General features: G+C 44.5%; 17 protein-coding genes and 5 pseudogenes. 14 read left to right on the forward strand and 8 right to left on the reverse strand.

Translation table 11 applies throughout. The features are described from left to right. Window positions 1-8: 8 nt before the first annotated feature. The 4 genes and pseudogenes from hflX (at window position 9) to glnA (ending at window position 4,602) form a co-directional block, all read left to right on the forward strand. Window positions 9-1,293 (forward strand): annotated as a pseudogene (gene hflX / locus ASL14_RS26205) (GTPase HflX). Window positions 1,294-1,405: 112 nt separating this feature from the next. Then, window positions 1,406-2,659, forward strand: a complete 1,254-nt coding sequence (locus ASL14_RS26210) for a methionine gamma-lyase family protein (RefSeq protein WP_134914735.1) — start codon at window positions 1,406-1,408, stop codon at window positions 2,657-2,659. Window positions 2,660-2,742: 83 nt separating this feature from the next. Then, window positions 2,743-3,156, forward strand: a complete 414-nt coding sequence (locus ASL14_RS26215; protein WP_007430683.1) for a MerR family transcriptional regulator — start codon at window positions 2,743-2,745, stop codon at window positions 3,154-3,156. 117 nt (window positions 3,157-3,273) lie between these two features. Continuing rightward, window positions 3,274-4,602 (forward strand): type I glutamate--ammonia ligase, encoded by a 1,329-nt coding sequence (gene glnA / locus ASL14_RS26220; protein WP_134914736.1) that lies wholly within the window; start codon window positions 3,274-3,276, stop codon window positions 4,600-4,602. A 101-nt stretch (window positions 4,603-4,703) separates the two neighbouring features. Here the strand turns inward: glnA and ASL14_RS26225 are convergent. The 3 genes and pseudogenes from ASL14_RS26225 to ASL14_RS26235 form a co-directional block, all read right to left on the reverse strand. Next, window positions 4,704-4,841, reverse strand: a pseudogene (locus ASL14_RS26225) (site-specific integrase); the annotation flags it as partial. A 491-nt stretch (window positions 4,842-5,332) separates the two neighbouring features. After that, a pseudogene (locus tag ASL14_RS29765) lies at window positions 5,333-6,209 on the reverse strand ((Fe-S)-binding protein). A gap of 258 nt (window positions 6,210-6,467) precedes the next feature. Then, a complete protein-coding gene (locus tag ASL14_RS26235) occupies window positions 6,468-6,926 on the reverse strand; it encodes a MarR family winged helix-turn-helix transcriptional regulator (RefSeq protein WP_134914737.1) in 459 nt (152 codons plus the stop codon). Window positions 6,927-7,229: 303 nt separating this feature from the next. Between ASL14_RS26235 and ASL14_RS26240 the strand changes: the two genes are divergently transcribed. The 4 genes from ASL14_RS26240 to ASL14_RS26255 are packed head-to-tail and all read left to right on the forward strand — an operon-like array spanning window position 7,230 to window position 8,933. Continuing rightward, a complete protein-coding gene (locus ASL14_RS26240; protein ID WP_187644891.1) occupies window positions 7,230-7,862 on the forward strand; it encodes a hypothetical protein in 633 nt (210 codons plus the stop codon). After that, a complete protein-coding gene (locus ASL14_RS26245) occupies window positions 7,840-8,370 on the forward strand; it encodes an accessory gene regulator B family protein (RefSeq protein ID WP_134914739.1) in 531 nt (176 codons plus the stop codon). The genes ASL14_RS26240 and ASL14_RS26245 overlap by 23 nt, the downstream gene beginning before the upstream one ends. A gap of 40 nt (window positions 8,371-8,410) precedes the next feature. Further along, on the forward strand, window positions 8,411-8,521 hold the full coding sequence (locus ASL14_RS26250) for a cyclic lactone autoinducer peptide (RefSeq protein ID WP_223264415.1): 111 nt from the start codon (window positions 8,411-8,413) through the stop codon (window positions 8,519-8,521). 16 nt (window positions 8,522-8,537) lie between these two features. Then, window positions 8,538-8,933, forward strand: a complete 396-nt coding sequence (locus tag ASL14_RS26255) for a LytTR family transcriptional regulator DNA-binding domain-containing protein (protein WP_134914741.1) — start codon at window positions 8,538-8,540, stop codon at window positions 8,931-8,933. A gap of 637 nt (window positions 8,934-9,570) precedes the next feature. Here the strand turns inward: ASL14_RS26255 and ASL14_RS28680 are convergent. From ASL14_RS28680 to lexA, 4 genes and pseudogenes are all read right to left on the reverse strand, one after another. Next, window positions 9,571-9,744 (reverse strand): annotated as a pseudogene (locus tag ASL14_RS28680) (ran-binding protein 10); the annotation flags it as partial. Between the two features lie 271 nt (window positions 9,745-10,015). Further along, a complete protein-coding gene (locus ASL14_RS27545) occupies window positions 10,016-10,192 on the reverse strand; it encodes a hypothetical protein (RefSeq protein WP_162833922.1) in 177 nt (58 codons plus the stop codon). Between the two features lie 263 nt (window positions 10,193-10,455). Further along, on the reverse strand, window positions 10,456-10,758 hold the full coding sequence (locus ASL14_RS26265) for a hypothetical protein (RefSeq protein WP_044648283.1): 303 nt from the start codon (window positions 10,756-10,758) through the stop codon (window positions 10,456-10,458). A 251-nt stretch (window positions 10,759-11,009) separates the two neighbouring features. Further along, window positions 11,010-11,636 carry a transcriptional repressor LexA gene (gene lexA / locus ASL14_RS26270; protein ID WP_013310545.1) on the reverse strand — a complete coding sequence of 209 codons (627 nt, stop codon included), beginning with the start codon at window positions 11,634-11,636 and terminating at the stop codon, window positions 11,010-11,012. 189 nt (window positions 11,637-11,825) lie between these two features. Here lexA and ASL14_RS26275 point away from each other — a divergent pair, with 189 nt between their 5' ends. The 4 genes from ASL14_RS26275 to ASL14_RS26290 all read left to right on the forward strand — a co-directional run bounded on the left by ASL14_RS26275 (window position 11,826) and on the right by ASL14_RS26290 (window position 14,130). Continuing rightward, window positions 11,826-12,194, forward strand: a complete 369-nt coding sequence (locus ASL14_RS26275; protein WP_134914755.1) for a LysM peptidoglycan-binding domain-containing protein — start codon at window positions 11,826-11,828, stop codon at window positions 12,192-12,194. A gap of 107 nt (window positions 12,195-12,301) precedes the next feature. After that, window positions 12,302-12,508, forward strand: coding sequence for a DUF896 domain-containing protein (locus ASL14_RS26280; RefSeq protein ID WP_044648282.1), 207 nt, complete (start codon window positions 12,302-12,304; stop codon window positions 12,506-12,508). A gap of 128 nt (window positions 12,509-12,636) precedes the next feature. Further along, the gene (locus tag ASL14_RS26285) at window positions 12,637-13,146 is read left to right on the forward strand and encodes a hypothetical protein (protein ID WP_134914742.1); all 510 of its coding nucleotides are present in this window, start codon (window positions 12,637-12,639) and stop codon (window positions 13,144-13,146) included. A 189-nt stretch (window positions 13,147-13,335) separates the two neighbouring features. Continuing rightward, a complete protein-coding gene (locus ASL14_RS26290; protein WP_189338293.1) occupies window positions 13,336-14,130 on the forward strand; it encodes an HAD family hydrolase in 795 nt (264 codons plus the stop codon). Between the two features lie 112 nt (window positions 14,131-14,242). Here the strand turns inward: ASL14_RS26290 and ASL14_RS26295 are convergent, their stop codons facing one another. Next, complete coding sequence (locus ASL14_RS26295) at window positions 14,243-14,785, reverse strand: 1,2-dihydroxy-3-keto-5-methylthiopentene dioxygenase (RefSeq protein ID WP_025685280.1); 543 nt, start codon at window positions 14,783-14,785, stop codon at window positions 14,243-14,245. A gap of 230 nt (window positions 14,786-15,015) precedes the next feature. On the opposite strand from ASL14_RS26295, the pseudogene metH reads away from it, so the two are divergent. Then, window positions 15,016-18,454: pseudogene (metH, locus tag ASL14_RS26300) on the forward strand (methionine synthase). Between the two features lie 79 nt (window positions 18,455-18,533). Continuing rightward, a complete protein-coding gene (gene rnz, locus ASL14_RS26305; RefSeq protein WP_134914743.1) occupies window positions 18,534-19,466 on the forward strand; it encodes a ribonuclease Z in 933 nt (310 codons plus the stop codon). Window positions 19,467-19,890 lie beyond the last annotated feature (424 nt).

The raw sequence follows: 19,890 nt of genomic DNA on the forward strand, positions 1-19,890 counted from the left end.
CAAACAATATGGCGAACTCCACTTATGATACACAAACCGAAATGCAGGATAAGGCGGTACTGGTCAGTCTGATTACGGATGAAGTCAAGCGTTCTGGCATCAATACAGAATACTCTCTGAATGAACTTGTGAAGCTGGCTGAGACGGCTGGTGTTGAAGTGCTTAGCGTTTTGACCCAGAACAAGGAAGTAAAGGATTCCAGATGGTTTATCGGCAAAGGTAAGGTAGAAGAACTGCGTGCGGCTGCCGAGGAATTGGGCGCGAATACGGCTATTTTGATCAGGAGCTGTCGGGGGCTCAGGTGCGCAATCTGGAAGAAAGTCTGGATCTCAAAATTATCGACCGTACGCAGCTCATTCTGGATATTTTGCCCAGCGTGCGAAAACACGGGAAGGTATTATTCAGGTTGAGCTGGCGCAGTTGTCCTATTTGTTACCCCGTTTATCTGGTCACGGCAAAAATCTGTCACGACTCGGCGGCGGTATCGGAACACGTGGTCCCGGTGAAAGCAAGCTGGAGACAGATCGCCGTCACATCCGTGATCGTATCAGCGATTTGAAGCGTCAGTTGGAGGAAGTGACCCGACATCGGTATTTACACAGAGAGCGCAGACAAAAGAGTGGTATTGTGCAGGTAGCGCTTGTCGGCTACACCAATGCGGGTAAATCAACGCTGTTAAAGCAACTGACGGCGGCTGATGTATATATTGAGAACCAACTGTTTGCAACACTGGACCCTACCTCCAGAACGATGGAACTGCCGAGCGGAAAAGAAATTATTCTTACAGATACGGTTGGTTTTATTCAAAATCTGCCTCATGATTTGGTTGCTTCTTTCCGCGCTACTCTGGAGGAAGCGAATGAGGCCCATCTTATTTTGCATGTGGTCGACGCTTCCTCGGATATGCGTGACGAACAGATGAAAGTCGTGGAAACGATTTTGCAGCAACTGGGGGCTGCGGACAAGCCTCAGATCGTACTATTTAATAAAAAAGACGCTTGTACTTCTGAGCAACTGGAAATGCTTCCTTCCGGCGAGGGCTATTTGAAAATCAGCTCATTCGACGAAAGTGATCTGTTGCGTCTTCGTGAGCTGATTCAGGAGCATCTGAGCGGAGATACGCTGAGATTCCGTATTCCGGCGGAACGTGGGGATCTGACATCGGTGCTTTATCGGATCGGGGATGTACTTGTGACTGAGTATGATGGCAATGATGTCATTTATGAGGTAGAAGTTCAACGAAGCGAGTATGAAAAATATGGTCATGCCCTTAAGGACTTCACAGAAGGTTAACATCTGATGACGTTTTTAGGTCAATTCAATGATAATGCACATCATTCAAAGCAAACGGAAGTATAACATCAATAGTCTAAGGCTGCGTAAGAGAGAGGGTTAGAAAGGTAAAATGGTAGTTTTTAGTCCAGAAATCCAACATATTCAGGAAACAGCAGAGCGTAAAATACAGGAACGGCTACAGCGTATAGATCATATTGTAGATGCAAATCAGTGGAAGGTTATTCAGGCATTTCAGCGGAAGCAAGTGAGCGATTTTCATTTTGCTGGGTCTACGGGATATGCGTACAATGACCGGGGGCGTGAGGTACTGGAAGAGGTCTACGCCGATGTGTTCGGTGCCGAGTCGGCACTGGTACGCCCGCATTTTGCCTCGGGAACGCATACGATTTCAATTGCTTTATTCGGCGTTCTGCGTCCGGGTGATGAACTGTTGTATATTACGGGGCAACCGTATGACACGCTTCACAAAGTGATTGGCAAGCCCGGCGACGGGACCGGGTCATTGCAGGATTTTGGCATTACTTATCGAGAAACTGCACTGACAGCCGAAGGTAAAGTAGATTGGACAGCGGTGGAGGCTGCAATCTATGCCAATACGAAGGTGATCGGTATCCAGCGTTCACGTGGCTATGATTGGAGAGCTTCCTTTAGTGTGGCAGATATCGAGGAAATGACAGCCCGTGTAAAGGCGATTAAACCTGACGTTATTGTCTTTGTGGATAATTGCTATGGTGAATTTACCGAAAAGCTGGAGCCTACTCAGGTCGGTGTCGATTTGATGGCAGGTTCACTAATTAAAAATCCCGGCGGCGGCATTGCCGAAACGGGAGGATATATTTGCGGTAAACAAGAGTATGTGGAACTGGCGGCCTACCGCTTAACTGCGCCTGGAATCGGTGGAGAGGTAGGAGCTATGTTAGGTACTACGAGAGGCATCTTTCAGGGCCTATTCCTCGCCCCAACATTGGTTGGTCAAGCAGTTAAAGGAAGTATATTTGCGGCTGCGGTCTTTGAGGAAATGGGCTTTGAAACAAAACCTGCCTGGCATGAGGAGCGCACTGATTTGATTCAGGCCATTTCTTTTAGCGGACCTGAGCATTTAATTGCTTTTGTTCAAGGAATTCAGCGTGCCGCCGCCGTGGATAGCCATGTGGTACCGGAGCCGTGGGATATGCCGGGCTACGAGCATCCGGTTATTATGGCCGCAGGCACTTTTATACAAGGAGGAAGTCTGGAATTATCTGCAGATGCTCCGATTCGTGAACCCTATATTGGTTACATGCAAGGGGGCTTAACCTACTCTCATGTGAAATATGGAGTGCTGATGGCCCTACAAACGATGAAAGAACGTAAATTATTGTGAGTTTTTCTAACATATCATTGACACTTTGCATCAGCTAAATGTACAATAAGGTGAAGAATAGATCACTGGAAGGTTGATGACAAATGGGCGACGAAATTCGCAGAAACATGGCCTTATTTCCAATAGGTATTGTCATGAAGCTAACGGACTTGTCAGCACGTCAGATTCGTTATTATGAACAGCATAACTTGATAGTTCCTGCCCGTACGTCGGGTAACCAACGTCTTTTTTCTTTTAATGATGTAGAGCGTTTGCTTGAAATCAAGGCGTTGATTGAGAAGGGTGTTAACATTGCGGGAATTAAACAAGTCATGAATCCGGTCACCAAGGAATCGGAAGAAGCGACGGTTATTACTGCAGATACGGAAGTCAAACGCCGTGAAATGTCCGATACCCAACTTCACCGCTTGCTGAAACAACAGCTTGTGGCAGGTAAAAGACCAGGACAGGTATCCCTGATCCAAGGTGAATTATCACGTTTTTTCAATAAGAGATAATGTATAGCCTGCATTTTGGCATACTACCGTTTTACTTGAAGACTAGACCTCATTTATTTAAGACAATTATGGAACAGCTAATTTGTATATAGTCGCTACAGAAAGGGAGAGGTTAGTGTGAGTTATACCAGAGAAGATATTCTTAGGATTGCCGAAGAAGAAAATGTTCGTTTTATTCGTTTGCAGTTTACAGATTTGCTTGGTACGATCAAGAATGTAGAAATTCCGGTTAGCCAGTTGCCAAAAGCGCTGGATAACAAAATGATGTTTGACGGTTCTTCCATTGAAGGTTATGTGCGCATTGAAGAATCTGACATGTACTTATACCCGGATCTGGATACATGGGTAGTATTCCCTTGGGTAACCTCGGATCGTGTAGCTCGTTTGATCTGCGATATTTATAAGCCGGACGGAATCCCCTTTGCTGGAGACCCGCGCGGTATTTTGAAACGTGTACTTAAGGAAGCAGAAGAGATGGGCTATACTTCGATGAATGTCGGACCTGAGCCTGAATTCTTTCTGTTCAAAACCGATGAAAAAGGCGAACCGACTACAGAGTTGAATGACCAAGGTGGATATTTTGACTTGGCACCGATGGATCTGGGTGAAAACTGCCGTCGGGAAATTGTTCTTAAGCTTGAAGAGATGGGCTTTGAAATTGAAGCGTCCCATCATGAAGTTGCACCCGGTCAGCATGAGATTGACTTTAAATATGCAGATGCAGTCAAAGCTGCCGATCAGATTCAAACGTTCAAGCTCGTTGTTAAGACCATTGCACGTCAGCACGGTCTGCACGCCACCTTTATGCCAAAACCTTTGTTTGGCGTGAATGGCTCCGGTATGCACTGTAACCAATCGTTATTCAAGGAAAATGAAAACGTATTTTATGATGAATCAGATGAACTCGGACTGAGCCAGACGGCCCGCCATTATATGGCTGGTATTCTCAAGCATGCACGTGCGATGGCAGCAATCACGAATCCAACGGTGAATTCATACAAACGTCTTGTACCGGGCTATGAAGCTCCTTGTTATGTTGCCTGGTCTGCCAGTAATCGTAGTCCGATGATTCGAATTCCGGCATCTCGTGGTCTGAGTACCCGCGTCGAAGTTCGTAATCCTGACCCGGCTGCGAACCCTTATCTGGCACTGGCTGTGATGCTGAGAGCCGGTTTGGATGGCATCAAACGTCAAATGGCTTTGCCAGCTCCGATTGATCGTAACATCTATGTTATGTCTGAGGAAGAACGGATTGAAGAGGGTATTCCAAGCCTGCCTGCGGACTTGAAGGAAGCTCTGTCCGAGCTGATTCGAAGCGAAGTTATCTCGGATGCTTTGGGTGACCACGCGTTGGCTTACTTCTACGAGCTTAAGGAAATTGAATGGGATATGTATCGCACCCAAGTACATCAATGGGAACGTGATCAATATCTGACGCTTTACTAAAACATAGAATCCCTTGGCGCTCTAAGCGTTGAGGGATTTTTAATTTGGGGGAAGCCATAGATAGACTTTATAATTATTACCCACTGCCCCCAAAATTTTTATTATCGAAATAACTTTTCAGTAAAAGTTTCATATTTCTCCATGTTATTCATCTCTATTTTTTTAGATATATTTGCATAGATGTCCGAAGTTATTTGAATGCTACCGTGACCCAAACGTTCCTGTACATATTTCATTTCTGCCCCAGCTTTGAGATGTAGTACTGCGTGGGTATGTCGAAGTGAATGGTAGGTAAGGGTGAAAGTCCTGTTGGGCGATGAGTTGTTAGTGGTTGTAGACTATGGAGGCACTATAGAAAAGCTTTCGCCAGAGTCAGTCAAAGTCACCGGAAAATATTATATGAGAGGTTAGTTTGAATTTAGAGTAGATGTAAATGGCTCTGTTGGTTAACTGGTATGAGTTTTTTGAGTAGGACAGGGTTCCCCTTACATTGTTAATAAAGTAACAGGAGAGACGTCGAGTTCCAACAATTGCGGAATTGTCCAGCGAGTTGTCTGTTTGGGAGCAGGCCCACAATCAGAGTCAAAAGGGAGTCGATAGACAGTTTACTACCTCGACGCCCGCATCAAGTTAAAGCGTCTTTATCCACAATTTAAAGACTGATGGAATACTAGCATGATCTTTTTGTACTAAAAAACCTTGAGAATGGCGGTTCTCAAGGTTTCCATATTCACCGGGCGGTCCGCATCGGATTCCTGCTCTCGCAAGGCACCTTGGTCTGGCACAGTCCGCAGCCGGCACCCGATTTGGCCTCACCGCCGTTTAGCACCGCAAAGTCCCGCGATGCCTGGCCATACACAAATTTCATGCAGGCGATTTTGTCATGTCCGCCCTCCTTGCTGATGGCCTGAACAGGGCAGCGGGTAATGCATACGCCGCAGATGCCCTTGCTGCACAGCAGGCAGTTTCCGGTATGGCCTGTGGCTGAAGATGCTCTGGTATCAGGCGGCACCTTGAGATCGGTCACCACGGACAGCAGGCGGATGGCAATTCCTTTTTCGGTGATGAATCCGTCATTGATACTGAAGGTGCCGAGACCCGCAGCATATGCAATGTGGCGCTCCGACCAGTTGGAGATCGGCCCTCCTGCGGCGCTATGGATGCTGTACCAATCCGTATCCAGCGGGCAACCGCACGGTAACCAAGGCCTGTTAAGTATCCCGTCAAATGCCGCCTCGCAGACTGTACAAAATATTCATCGCCGAAGGTCCGCAGCAGTGCCCATTCCCTGGAGGCTCTATCTTTTTGCGCACGATTAGCCTTGCGGATCGTCTCGCTGATCGGCAGCACAACGCTGATAACGGTGCCTCCATCAAAACTCCCCATTCCAAATGAACGTTCAAATGCTTCCTGCGGCGTGGCGTGGTCGGGCCCCACCACTCTTTTGTACTCCTCAAACAAAGGATCATCGGCCTTGGCAAATTGAATAATCGGCTCCTCGTAATAAGGACTCTGCAGTTCTTCACATATATTGCCTTTGTCTTCTCTCACATAGGCCTTTATCTCGGCGGTGATGATTCTCTCATATCCGGTACGGATTTAACCATCCTATCCACATCCCTCTCCGTGGTTTTTGTTCACAGCAAAGCTTCCTTTCAGAAGCCTTGTAGCGGGCTAACGTATATCACTGACCTCTTACTACAGCTGGCAGTATTTCTCCGATGACCGCCCGGCGATGCCCAAGTGCAATACGGTCGCTATCATAGCATTCCAAAGACATTTCTAGCCTTCATACGCGATAAACATTTCAATATTTTCGTGTATATATACGAATTGAGCAAAACACCTCATGTATGAGAGGGCGGCTAATCACAACCCAAATTTTCAATATTGGATAAGAGTGCGGTCAGTATCTGCAGTTTCCCGTTTCCCAATGACTCCTGCAAAAAACGCTGCGCCTCCTCCCAAAGCTCTGCTGCGTCGTTATATATCGTTCTTCCACTCTCCGTCAGAGTAAGGCAGCGGTTGCGACTGCCCTCAGCAGATGTATCCTCCACATACCCGCTATGCTCCAGCGCCTTCAAATTGCGCACAATCGTGGTTCGGTCGAGCCTCATCTCCAGTGCCAATTCACTTACACTTGCCGGTCCTAGCGCAGTTAAGTGCTTGAGCAGCGAGAATTGGCCAATATTGAGTCCGCTCGGGGCCAGATACTGGTCGTACAATCGCGTAACAGCCATCGAGGAACGGCGCAGATTGATGCAGGTACAGACTGAGGCTGATCGCTCCTGCGAAGATTTCTTATTCTTCCTTGTCGTTGTCATAGGTTCTCCTTACTTCGCGCTGTTTCGTGTATCTACACTATTTCAAAAATAATAGGTTTTGTCAGGGAGATTTGTCACAGCAGTCGCATTGAGGTCTCCGTGACCGTATTTAGCCCGTTCGACGACATGGTGATGAACTTAGCTGGATTGAGCTGGAGAATATCGTTTCGGCAAATTAAAAATAATTACCTCACATAATACATAAATAATTCCAATTAAATTAGTAATTGGATTGCCTCTAACAAGTAACAAATATAGAATTAAAGGATATCTATTACCATTTACGTGAAGGGGATATGTGTTATGTGGGAGCCGATACGGTTCTTACTTTTTTCAACTATAGAAACGTTTGCGGCGTTTGTTTTAATGTTAACTATATTTAGACTTAGGGCTTTGGATTATATATGGCCTGCATTATTTATTGGATTGATCATGAATTTTCAGAGTTTCATTCTGAGAGAAGAAACATCTTTATCTTTCTTTGCTCCAACCATAAACATTATATTGTTCATTTTTCTTATAACTACTGTTGTAAATATTCCAGTTATTTGGTCTGCTATAATTTCCATTACAGGCACATTTTTGTATACGTTATTCCAAGCGGTAATTATAGTGATGCTCTTTGGAACATTAACAACAGAAATGCAGACCTCAGCAGAGGGATCATTGGCGCAAGCAGTAACCAGTGCATGGGTACTCGCTATATCGTGGTTTTTATATAAATTCAACATTGGATTTGCAGCAGATTACGAGAATCTAAGGTTTAGATGGGAACATGTATTGGTTATTTTTTTAATAATCGGAGTATTAGCTGCCTGTACTTTTATGTTTTATTTTAATAACTTTCCATTAAGTATATTATTTATAGCATTGGCATCTGGAATGTTCCTGTATTATGCGTTAAAAACGGAGCGTGAGTATTATAAAAAGCCTTGATTCCATCGCCCTTGATATTGCCACACATATAAAAAATGTTGTGCCAGATCATCCATCCTCTATAAATGTTTTAAAGCACGGAATAGCCGTGGTGATTAATACAGCGTCAATCATTTTGTTAACAATTGGGATTTCGTTATTGACAGGGCAGGTGCAGGGAGCTATATTGGCAATGTTATCTTTTTCATTATTACGCCAAGTTGTAGGTGGGTTACATTTAAAAAGTAGTATGGTGTGCATTATTGTATCTACAGTTTTACTTACCGCTTTATCCTTCGCAAATCTGAACCACAATTTAATTGTTGTTACGTCGATATTAAGTACTATACTAGTCTTGCTATATGGTCCATCTCGGATAGAGGGGAAGACTCGTATACCAAAGCGGTACTACCCGTTGTTAAAAGCTTGTGGGGTTGCCTTGATCGCCCTTAATTTGTGGCTGGCTTTACCGGTAGTAGCTGCTAGTTTTTTTGTTCAGAGTTTAACACTAATAAGGAGGAGGTTGTAAAGAAATGAAGAATCCTAAATTCAGAAAATTAAAGATTAGTATGTACTACAATGTTGCTGTTCTGTTAACTACTCTCGCAGTTGCTTCTGTGAGTACAGCGAGTTTATCCTGGATTCATAATCCCGAGCCACCGGAAGAGTTGTTAAAATAAGTGGGGTGTGATTAAATTGTTAAACCTAACGGTAGCAACAGATCCCGAGGCTATTAGTGGTGGAGAAAACATACCAGTAAATAAGGTTCTCTATATATCTAGAGGTCGTAAGAGGAACCAAATCATGGTTCACACGTTCGATAAAATCTTCTATATGACAGGTACGCTAAAGTATTGGGAAACGTTCCTTAACAATAGCGGGTTTAAATTTTTGAATGTAGATAGAGGCAAAACGTTAAATGTGGAAAAAGTCAAAATTGTGAATGGTATTTTCAAAGACGCTTACTTCGAGAGTGAAATAGCTAAGCTGTCACAGCGATGCCCTATTGCTTATCATCGCTATAACGAAGTTATAAAGGAATTGGGGATTATGAACCCAAATATAATATTTACAGGAGCTGCTACTACATAGTGGCTTTTTTTGTCGGAAATAATTGTCTTATAATACCGAAATATGAAACACTTCAGCGCCTGAATTTATGTTGTTAATGTCCCTGTTTTTTGGGATTTAGTATATATAAGAGGTTTGATGCCTAACTATAGAAAAGGAGATGTGAGATTTTCTCCCTCCGTTTGCCTAAGCACTTCCATGTTGCCATTAGGTATCGGGGAAGCACTCATAGCATGCTCATAAAAAACATCTTTTTTCCAGCAATGATTTGGGAAATGAATGCAGCCATTTTTCACCCCATACCCAAATATACTTTTAAGGTTTGCATAGAGAGTATACAGGATATAGACTCGTCAGAAAACCACTTTTTAATGACACACTTGGGAGAGGCTTTTTATGGTAAGGTCATTAAACAAAGAAAACGACATGAACAAGTGTATCAATGGGAACGTGATCAATATCTGACGCTAAACTAAACCGTGAAAACCCTTGACGCTCTAAGCGTTGAGGGTTTTTAATTATGTGGGGAGCAGGGGGGAGTTAAGCATTATCATGAGGTTTGACCCCAAATTGCCCCACGAAACAATATTATTGCAGAGATTTTCGTGAAGGATTCGTATGGAGATGAATTCGATACCAGTGTGGTTCCTTTTCGTATTTATCTGGATGAATATTCGCTTACTTCAAATGTTAAAATTCTGTTGAAAATGATAAAGTCCTTCCGGCTGCTAAAGGGTCCTTTATTATTGACATGCTTGTCAATGGCATAAGATGCTGTGCCTGACCCGGCCTGTTTTGCTTCGTACCAAGAGATGAATGAGTTAACCTTTGCAGGAGAAACACATTGATCGTATTGTGGGATGGTGTATACCGTGGCGCAAAAAAAAGCGGGAAGAAATCCTTCCCGCTTAAGAATGATCTTTAACGTCTGCGTTGTCTATCATTTACGCTAAACAGATTAACAGCCAGTGCATTACCTCTAGCGCGCGCAATGGCTCTTTGATTTGAACGGATCGATAATCCTCTTCTTCTCACATGACGTTTGAAATGTTTTTTACACATGATATCACCTCCCTTCACAGGAAAAGAAGGTACGATGAATCTTAGAAGCGTTTATGATTCCGCTTACGGTTGCGCTTGGAAATTTTGATGTTCAATGCATTGGTGGCTAGTGCGTTACCGCTTCTTGTTTCGGCAGCAGCGGCTTGAAAGACTTTTACGACCAGAAATTTGTTCTTACCAATACGATGCTTATACGTTTTGACTCTATTTTTGATCATCTGCATATCTCCTTTGCTAAGGTCTACTTTATTCATATGTCAGTAGCACTAACAATGTATCAGCATAAATCTATTAAAACCAAAAAGAAGCTATTACCTATGACCCTGTTATTCAGAAACTAATAAAGTATAAAGGTAAGGAATGCAAAAAAACTCGTGCTTACCTGCCTTATCCTTACCAACTTTACGTTGTAGGAAAAGTTACAGCAGATCAGCACGAGCAAAATGATAAAAAGTGAAGATAACAAACGGGGAGAAGTATATTACTTACTATAAAGGGCTTTAAGTTTTTTCTGGTAATATGTTTCCTGCTCAAGAATGTGATTCATTTGTTCAGAAAGCTCTTTATATTCTGGACTGTCCTCTGGGTAGTTATTTCTTTCGGAAAGTACAGCTTCAAGTTGCTTTTCCAATGATTTAAAATGGATAATTATTTGTATGTAATGAATGCGATCAAAGGTTGTTCTGGTTGAATTCTCCTTAGCATACACATAATCCATTGTTGGAGCTGTAAAACCTATTACGATAAAAGTCACAATAAACACTGAAATTATAATTTTTTTCATTTAATCTCTCCTAAATAAAACTATAAATATTAATATACCATATTTATCTAAAATAATTACAAAGTTATTTTTGATCCGCCAATAAGCAGAACAGTAATTGCAGATATATACCGATTAATCCATGGGCTATCAAAGGGAAAAGGATAGTAGTGAGGTAGATTCAATGTACATAAGATCAATACAAAACCGGCTTGCTATGGGCAGCCGGTTTTGTTGTAGTGAAAAGAATAACGAGGCTGAAAAATGAAAAATCAGTGGAAGTCCCGGAAGAGTCCTACAACCTTGCCCAAAATACTGACGTGCGTCAGACGAAGCGGTTCAAAGGCCGGATTTTCCGGTTGAAGTCGGATATGATCTTTTTCCTTGTAAAAAGTTTTAACAGTAGCTTCGTCCTCGTCCGTCATGGCGACGACAATGTCGCCGTTATCGGCTGTCTGCTGCTGGCGTACAATGACATAGTCTCCGTTGGCAATACCAGCCTCAATCATGCTTTCTCCTACAACAGATAACATGAATATTTTATCCTCACCAACAAAATGTTGGGGAAGAGGAAAATAATCTTCAATATTTTCTGTTGCTGTAATAGGCAGACCGGCTGTTACTTTGCCGACGACCGGAACACGACTAATGGAGTAATTAATCAAGTTGCTGTTATCCGATTCGTCTTGGCCGAGTAACTCGATGGCCCGCGGTTTCGTTGGATCACGACGAATCAGTCCCTTTTTCTCCAGACGATCCAAATGACCGTGAACCGTAGAACTGGAGGCCAATCCGACAGCCTCACCTATTTCGCGTACAGAAGGAGGATAACCCTTTAGACGCACTTCATTTCGGATAAATTCAAGAATGGCCTGCTGGCGGCTTGAAATCTTAGACATACCGTATCAACCCCATTTAGTAACGTTTGGGAAAATTATAGCATAGAACCTCCGTTCGTACAAACATAAGTTCTAAATAATCCCTAAAATAATCACGAACTTTTGTTCTCTTTTCTATTGAACAAAACAAATGTTCGTGTTATATTGTGAAAAAACATAGGAACAAACGTTTGGAGGACGCAGCCAATGATGAAATATAGCACATATCAAAGTATTTTTCCAATGGATTTAGAAAAGATGCAAAATGTCCGGAATGAGAGAAGGGCGCAGTTTGTACGGACCATTTCCAACAGTCTCCTGCCCAAACTTCTTATTCTGGTTATCGTTGCCTGGATTGCGGGTGCAGGTGTACTGACGGTATTTGCGGCTCCTTCTGTTTCGAATGAAGAGGTGGCCAAACTTATTGTACAACATGGGGATACATTGTGGCAGATTGCCTCCAATCATAAACCGGAACGAATGGATACACGGGTATATATAGAAGGAATTGTTCGGATTAACGGACTGGAAGATCGGGGAGTGCAGGCGGGCCAGGTTTTAAAGCTTCCGCATTTCTGATCTGTCACGATTAGAGCTTGTCAGGGAACGTAATGAGGGAACCTTGACAAGCTCTTTTCTACATGTCAAAGTGTATTATATCTTTGCTTATATGGAGGGGACAGAATTTGGATATAGACAGCTTGGTACAGCGCATCAATGAATTGGCTCGCAAAGCAAAAGCCGAAGGATTGACGGAAGAGGAAACAACAGAGCGCGCCAATCTTCGGGAAATTTATTTGGATAACATTCGCCGTAATTTCCGGCAGCAACTTGATACGATTGAAATTGTGGACGAAGATACATCGAAGGGAAATGGTGGGCTGACGCATTAATGTTGCTGAAGCGGCTTAGCCCACGTAATTTGCTTTTCGTTTTTTTAGGTATCTATTTTTGGTATCTATATAGATTAGGATTGGTGGCAATTGTTTTTACGCAATATATTTGGGAAGGGAATTGAGAGATGGCCCGGTCATTTGAAAGAAAAGTTCGCAAAAACACAGCGCATTTGAATAAATCGCGTAAAAAGCAAGGTATTCAAACCATTAGTGGTGCCGGTTCTGCAATGGATATTTTCCGTGGACGTAATTTTACCGTGCCAATCATGCTGGCTGGACTTGCAGTTTTGTACATGCTCATGAGTTATTTTTTGACTAAGACTGGCATGCGGGGAATGGACTGGCTTGTATTCGGTTTGTATTTGATGCTGGCTGTTATCTTTTTCATCCGTCGTCCTTATTTGAAGGTTGGAAAGAGCACGCTGTATATGCTGAAGGGTGGCAGAGAGCGTCCAATGACAGCAGAGGATATGAAAGCCATCAAGATTGAAAAGGGTTACGTAACGGTTGAAAGAAAAGGTAAAGGTGGCAATTTTATTTTCACAAAATCACTGGGCCGTTATGATACGGATGCCATTGCAGAGCGGCTTGAGAAGTTTGCGCTATCTAATCAGGTTCAAATAGACAAAAAATAACGACTTCTTTGGTGCGAATCGTTTAAATTGTCTGTGGGCTGTAGCCTCTGTAAATAAGGTCGCATGATGTTATCTCATATTACACATCGCGGCCTCTTGCTTAATATGGGCATAACGATTGGAATGCTTGTAGACGCGACAAGGCAGAACAAGCGTACATATAAAGTGGAAAGAGAGTGGATAATTCAGATGACGATTCAGGCGGTAATGTTCGATCTTGATGATACACTTCTGTGGGATGAGCGCAGCGTAGAAGAGGCATTTGACGCGGCGTGCCAGACAGGTTCCCAGGAAGCAGGCGTTGATCCGAAGGCTTTGGAAGAAGCAGTCCGCAAGGAAGCGCGTGCTCTGTATGAGTCTTATGAAACCTTTAGTTTTACTCAATTGATTGGTATTAATCCGTTTGAGGGATTGTGGGCGAATTTTACGGCAGGAGAGCAGCCTGAGTTCCGGCAATTGGAACAGTTGGCCCCTGCTTATCGAAAGGAATCTTGGCGTAGAGGTCTTCAAAAGCTGGGGATTGATAATGAAGAGTTGGCGCAAAAGCTGGCAACCCAATTTGCCTTGGAAAGACGCTCCCGCCCCCATGTTTATGAAGAAACATTTGAGATTCTGGAGCAGCTAAAAGGGCAGTATAAGCTGCTTTTGTTGACAAACGGTTCCCCTGATCTACAACAGGAAAAGCTGGATGGGGTTCCGCAGCTAGCCCCATTCTTTGATCACGTTGTTATTTCAGGTTCGTTTGGTAAAGGAAAGCCTGATCCGTCTATTTTCCAGCATGCTTTGGGACTTCTCGGTATTGAGCCTGAACATGCTTTAATGGTGGGGGATAAGCTGACGACTGATATTCAAGGGGCTCTGACGGCAGGTGTGCACTCCGTGTGGGTGAACCGAAACGCCAAAACCAATACTACAGAAATCAAGCCAAAGTTCGAAATTAAGCATCTGTCCGAATTGGATGGGATTATTCAATCGTTTAAGTAAGTGCTTTTCGGCTCTTATTTATAGTAACAAGTTAAAAAACTCCCTCCGCTCAGGTGTCTCAGAGCAGAGGGAGTTGCTTTATCCACATTAGGATGAATTCGCTATTATAGTATTATGCCTTAATAAACGATGAATCTTCAAACGGCTCGGCAATCCAGCCATTTTCTTCGATGAACAAACGTACTGCGACGATCTTCTGATTTTCCATTAAGGTGAAGAAGTGAGGAATATTTTCTGGTACCGAAATAACGTCACCAGGTGAAAGCTCAACATTAAAATATCCGATTTCTTCAGGACCTTTAATGATGAAAATGCCTTTGCCTGCCACAATAGCACGAATTTCATCTTCAGTATGCGTATGAATTTGCTCAAACTTGGCAAGCAGCTCATCCAGATTCGGTGTTGCTTCGGACAAGGTGATAACATCCCATATTTTATACCCGCGACGGGCGGCTAAATCCTTGATTTCGGGTTCAAAAGTGCTTAGAACAGCCGCTTTTTGCTCATCCGTCAGGATAAAGTTTTCTTGCAGCTCCCCGGCCAGCTTGGAAGCATCCCAATGCTCGTACAATACCTCTTGGCTCTCCAAAAATTCACGTACCTTGTCTTCATCGCTAATTCGTACATTCGTATTGCGTATTAGGATTTCAGCCATCGGTTATCCCTCTTTTCCACTTGGTTTAATGTTGTATACAGGATACCATGTCTTGAATCGTTGTACAATATTGGTTTGTAACAATTTATACTACAAACTGTAAAAATGAATATCGAGAGTGGCTTTTGTACGGAAGAAGCCGTATAAAACGTATGATTTTACTTCAATCTATCTAAATGATACGGTTTCTGCTAAACTAGGATTTAACGTTTTGCGGGGGTGAAGAGATTTTGGATAAAGTTAGCTTACAGGATGCATTACAACGAAGAATACTCATTCTTGATGGGGCCATGGGCACCATGATCCAGCAAGAGGATCTTTCCCCCGACGATTTTGGTGGGGAAGAGCTGGAGGGCTGCAACGAGATGTTGGTCTTGACCAGACCGGATGTCATTCAAGGGATACATGAAGCATACTTGGAGGCCGGATCAGACCTGATTGAAACGAATACTTTTGGAGCGACATCCGTTGTTTTGGCGGATTACGATATACCGGAGCGTGCCCGTGAGATTAATCTCGTTGCAGCTAGATTGGCGCGTAACGCGGTGGATAAGTACAGCACACCGGACAAGCCTCGTTTTGTTGTAGGAGCCATGGGACCGACGACGAAAACATTATCCGTGACAGGTGGTGTTACGTTTGCGGAGCTGATCGAGAGCTATGAAGAGCAAGCCTTGGCGCTAATTGAAGGCGGCGTGGATGCCCTGCTTTTGGAGACGTCGCAGGATACGCTTAACGTCAAAGCCGGAAGTATTGGAATTCGGCAGGCTTTTGAGAAGACGGATATGGAGCTTCCCATAATGATTTCGGGAACGATTGAACCGATGGGAACGACGTTGGCAGGGCAAATATCGAATCCTTCTGCATTTCGCTGGAACACTTGCACCCGGTGTCGATCGGGCTGAATTGTGCTACAGGACCGGAGTTTATGCGGGATCACATTCGCTCTCTCTCCGATATGTCCTCAGCAGCAATTAGCTGTTATCCGAATGCAGGTTTGCCTGATGAAAACGGTCAATATCATGAATCGCCTGATTCATTGGCCCGTAAAATGGCCGCTTTCGCCGAAAAAGGCTGGCTGAATATTGCAGGAGGTTGCTGTGGTACCACGCCTGAGCATATTCGGGTTATGAGTGAACGTATGGCGCAGTTTGAGCCGCGCCCGCTGGAAGGTCATCACCCACCGGCTGTATCGGGTATTGAGCCTGTCTATATTGAACAGGAAAATCGTCCCTATATGGTTGGTGAACGAACAAATGTTCTCGGCTCCCGCAAATTCAAGCGTTTGATCGTGGAAGGCAAATATGAAGAGGCATCTGAAATTGCCCGCGCTCAGGTAAAGAGCGGAGCGCACGTCATAGATATTTGTGTACAGGACCCGGACCGCGATGAAATGACGGATATGGAAGCCTTTTTGAAGCTGGTCGTGAATAAGGTAAAGGTTCCTCTTGTAATTGATACCACGGATATTCAGGTCATTGATACCGCCTTGCAATATTCGCAAGGAAAGGCGATCATTAACTCCATTAATTTGGAGGATGGCGAAGAGAAATTCGAGAAAATGGCACCTCTTATTCATAAATACGGCGCGGCTGTTGTTGTTGGAACCATTGATGAACGTGGTCAGGCTATTTCACGTGAGGATAAGCTTGAGGTGGCAAAACGTTCTTATGATCTGCTGGTGAACCGTTACGGTCTGGCACCCGAGGATCTTATTTTTGATACACTTGTATTTCCCGTGGGAACAGGTGATGAGCAGTACATCGGTTCGGCCAAGGAAACGATTGAGGGGATTCGGATTATTAAAGAGGCACTTCCAGGGGTTCACACCATTTTGGGTATCAGTAACGTGTCCTTTGGCTTACCGGAGGCGGGGCGTGAAGTGCTCAATTCCGTCTATTTGTACGAGTGTACCAAAGCAGGCTTGGACTACGCGATTGTAAATACGGAGAAGCTCGAACGTTATGCTTCGATACCCGAGCATGAACGGAAGCTCGCCGAAGACCTGATTTATAAAACCAACGATGAAACTTTAGCCGCTTTTGTGGCTGCTTTCCGTAATAAGAAAGTGGAGAAGAAGGAGAAGGTGTCCAATCTGTCGCTCGAAGAGCGGCTGGCTTCCTATGTAGTAGAAGGCAGTAAGGAGGGACTGATTCCGGATCTGGAGCAAGCGCTCGCCAAGTATTCTTCGCTGGAGATTATTAATGGGCCGCTGATGAAGGGTATGGAAGAGGTAGGCCGTCTGTTTAACAATAATGAATTGATCGTTGCAGAGGTGCTGCAAAGCGCTGAAGTCATGAAGGCGTCGGTAGCTTACCTGGAGCCGTATATGGAGAAAAATGAATCCTCGGTAAAAGGTAAGATTTTGCTAGCTACGGTCAAAGGCGATGTGCATGACATCGGTAAAAACCTGGTGGAGATAATTCTATCCAACAATGGTTACCATATTGTAAATCTGGGTATAAAGTACCACCAGAACGCATTATTGAGGCTTACCGTGAAGAAAAGGCCGACGCGATTGGCTTATCCGGTTTGCTTGTTAAATCGGCTCAACAGATGGTGTTGACTGCACAGGATTTGAAAAATGCGAATATTGATATCCCGATTATGGTTGGCGGAGCTGCTTTGACGCGTAAGTTTACCAAAAACCGTATCCGTCCAGAGTATGACGGACTGGTCGTCTATGCCAAGGATGCTATGGATGGTCTGGATATCGCGAACAAGCTGATGAATCCTGAGTCCCGTAAGAAAATGGCTGAGGACATGGAGGCCGAGCGAGAGGCGGAAGCTGCGACGATCGTGGAAACTAAGCAGTTGCCTAAGCTAACCCGGGCGGTTCGCTCTAACATTGCTCAGGATTTACCTGTTTATTTGCCGCCGGATACGGATCGTCACGTACTGCGCAACTATCCGCTCAATTATATTTTGCCTTATGTGAATATGCAGATGCTGATGGGGCATCATCTTGGTTTAAGAGGAAATGTAGAGCAGTTGCTGGCTTCGGGGAATCCGAAAGCGACTCAGTTGAAGGAAACCGTAGACAGCATCATGTTTGAAGCCGTTACAGACGGGATTATTCAGGCACATGCCATGTATCGTTTTTTCCCTGCACAGTCCCAAGGAGATCAGATTTTGGTCTATGATCCAGTGGATACGAGCAAGGTACTGCACACCTTTACGTTTCCACGCCAACAGGTAGAACCTTATCTGTGTCTGGCTGACTTTTTGAAGTCGGTGGAATCCGGAGTTATGGATTATGTAGGTTTCATGGTCGTTACGGCGGGTCATGGTATTCAGCAGCTTTCCACGCAATGGAAAGAAAAAGGCGATTACTTGCGTTCTCATGCGCTTCAGGCAGTTGCTCTGGAAGTGGCAGAGGGGTTGGCCGAGCGGCTTCATCATATTATTAGGGACAGTTGGGGCTTCCCGGACCCTGCCGATATGACAATGAAACAGCGGCATGGTGCCAGATATCAGGGCATACGGGTATCCTTTGGTTATCCGGCTTGTCCTGATCTGGAGGATCAGGGGCCGTTGTTCCAACTGTTGAAACCTGAGGATATTGGCGTTGAACTGACAGAAGGGTTTATGATGGAACCGGAGGCTTCAGTATCAGCCATGGTGTTCAGCCACCCTCAGGCGCAGTATTTTAACGTCGAAAAGGTATAACACCTTTATCAGATGGGATAGCAAAGACCCTCCGAGCTTCGGAGGTTTTTTGCTGGTCAGCAGGAAGAAGGTTAAAGTCATGGAAATTTATTTTCTCGGCACGAATGCAGGTGTGCCAACGATCCAGCGAAACGTGACGTCTATCGCACTCCGTTTGCTGGAGGAACGAAGAAGCATGTGGTTGTTCGATTGCGGCGAAGGAACTCAGCAGGAGGTACTGCGTTCGCCGCTTAAGCTAAGCAGGCTTGAAAAAATATTTATTACCCATTTGCATGGAGACCATCTCTTTGGTCTACCGGGTCTGCTTTCAAGCAGGGCATATCAGGGAGGTACGACACCGTTGACGGTATACGGGCCACCCGGATTAAAGCAGTACATCGAATTATCACTGGGAATCAGCCAATCCCGTATCAACTACCAACTACATATTGTGGAGCATACGGGAGGGCTGTTGTTTGATGACGGGCAGTTCCGTGTGGAGTCGGCTCTGCTGGACCATCGTATTGACAGCTACGGCTATCGTATTGTAGAGATGGATAAGCCCGGCAAGCTCAATCAGGAGCTGCTGGAGCGATACGGAATCAAGCCCGGCCCAGTGTATGGCAAGCTGAAGCGTGGAGAAAGCGTAGAGGTGGAGGGTGGAGTCATTCTTCATCCTGAGGATGTATTGGGTACACCGAAAAAAGGGCGTATCATCACCATTCTTGGTGACACGCGGCCTTGTCCGAATACCGTAGTATTGGCTCAAGATGCAACGGTTGTCGTTCATGAAGCTACTTTTCTGCATGAGTTGGCGGATACGGCGTATGAATATCATCATAGTACAGCACTTCAGGCGGCGGAAGCAGCTAAAGCGGCAGGTGCGGGCCAATTGATCATGACGCATTTTAGTTCCAGATATAAAGATCAGGAGCAGCTTCAGCCGTTGCTGGAGGAAGCACGGAGTATATTCCCCAATTCATTGCTGGCGGAGCAGCATGTGCTGTTACCGGTACCCGATATCGGTTCATAAACGGTAGTTATAAAAGATAGACGTGTATGGGTGCCGGGGCTTGCTCCGGTGCCTTTGTTTTTCCTGCAAAATTATTTTCCGGGAAAGCGCAGGATGCGACAAGAGATGAGGACGACATATGGGCGGGGTCGAATGAATTTGTACTACCACATATGGAGGCGTGTCATATTCGGTTTTCTATATATCGAATTTAAGCATTTTATATTTTGAGCAGGGCCAGGAAATACAGGAAATTTTCCTTGTAGAAAAGGCATCTTCGATGGATTTCGACGGAGATGCAAGCTTATTCCCTGGGAAAGCGACGGCTTTTAGCGAGGAATGGCATTATTTTGAACGGTTTATCAGCAATTCATGGACTTCATACGTATTTTTGACTTAAGATAGATAAGATGAAATGGGGAGGCCAACTTATTTTATGACCTGA

It is taken from the genome of Paenibacillus sp. IHB B 3084 (genome assembly GCF_001447315.1).
GTDB lineage: Bacteria > Bacillota > Bacilli > Paenibacillales > Paenibacillaceae > Paenibacillus.

What these genes read in the sequence shown, in the direction of transcription:
- ASL14_RS26285 (WP_134914742.1), top strand. Translation starts at nt 12,637, where the DNA reads ATGGCCCGGTCATTTGAAAGAAAAGTTCGCAAAAACACAGCGCATTTG.
- lexA (WP_013310545.1), bottom strand. Translation starts at nt 11,636, where the DNA reads ATGTCTAAGATTTCAAGCCGCCAGCAGGCCATTCTTGAATTTATCCGA.
- ASL14_RS26265 (WP_044648283.1), bottom strand. Translation starts at nt 10,758, where the DNA reads ATGAAAAAAATTATAATTTCAGTGTTTATTGTGACTTTTATCGTAATA.
- ASL14_RS26235 (WP_134914737.1), bottom strand. Translation starts at nt 6,926, where the DNA reads ATGACAACGACAAGGAAGAATAAGAAATCTTCGCAGGAGCGATCAGCC.
- ASL14_RS26215 (WP_007430683.1), top strand. Translation starts at nt 2,743, where the DNA reads ATGGGCGACGAAATTCGCAGAAACATGGCCTTATTTCCAATAGGTATT.
- ASL14_RS26210 (WP_134914735.1), top strand. Translation starts at nt 1,406, where the DNA reads ATGGTAGTTTTTAGTCCAGAAATCCAACATATTCAGGAAACAGCAGAG.
- ASL14_RS26290 (WP_189338293.1), top strand. Translation starts at nt 13,336, where the DNA reads ATGACGATTCAGGCGGTAATGTTCGATCTTGATGATACACTTCTGTGG.
- ASL14_RS26295 (WP_025685280.1), bottom strand. Translation starts at nt 14,785, where the DNA reads ATGGCTGAAATCCTAATACGCAATACGAATGTACGAATTAGCGATGAA.
- ASL14_RS26240 (WP_187644891.1), top strand. Translation starts at nt 7,230, where the DNA reads ATGTGGGAGCCGATACGGTTCTTACTTTTTTCAACTATAGAAACGTTT.
- ASL14_RS26250 (WP_223264415.1), top strand. Translation starts at nt 8,411, where the DNA reads ATGTACTACAATGTTGCTGTTCTGTTAACTACTCTCGCAGTTGCTTCT.
- rnz (WP_134914743.1), top strand. Translation starts at nt 18,534, where the DNA reads ATGGAAATTTATTTTCTCGGCACGAATGCAGGTGTGCCAACGATCCAG.
- ASL14_RS27545 (WP_162833922.1), bottom strand. Translation starts at nt 10,192, where the DNA reads ATGATCAAAAATAGAGTCAAAACGTATAAGCATCGTATTGGTAAGAAC.
- ASL14_RS26275 (WP_134914755.1), top strand. Translation starts at nt 11,826, where the DNA reads ATGAAATATAGCACATATCAAAGTATTTTTCCAATGGATTTAGAAAAG.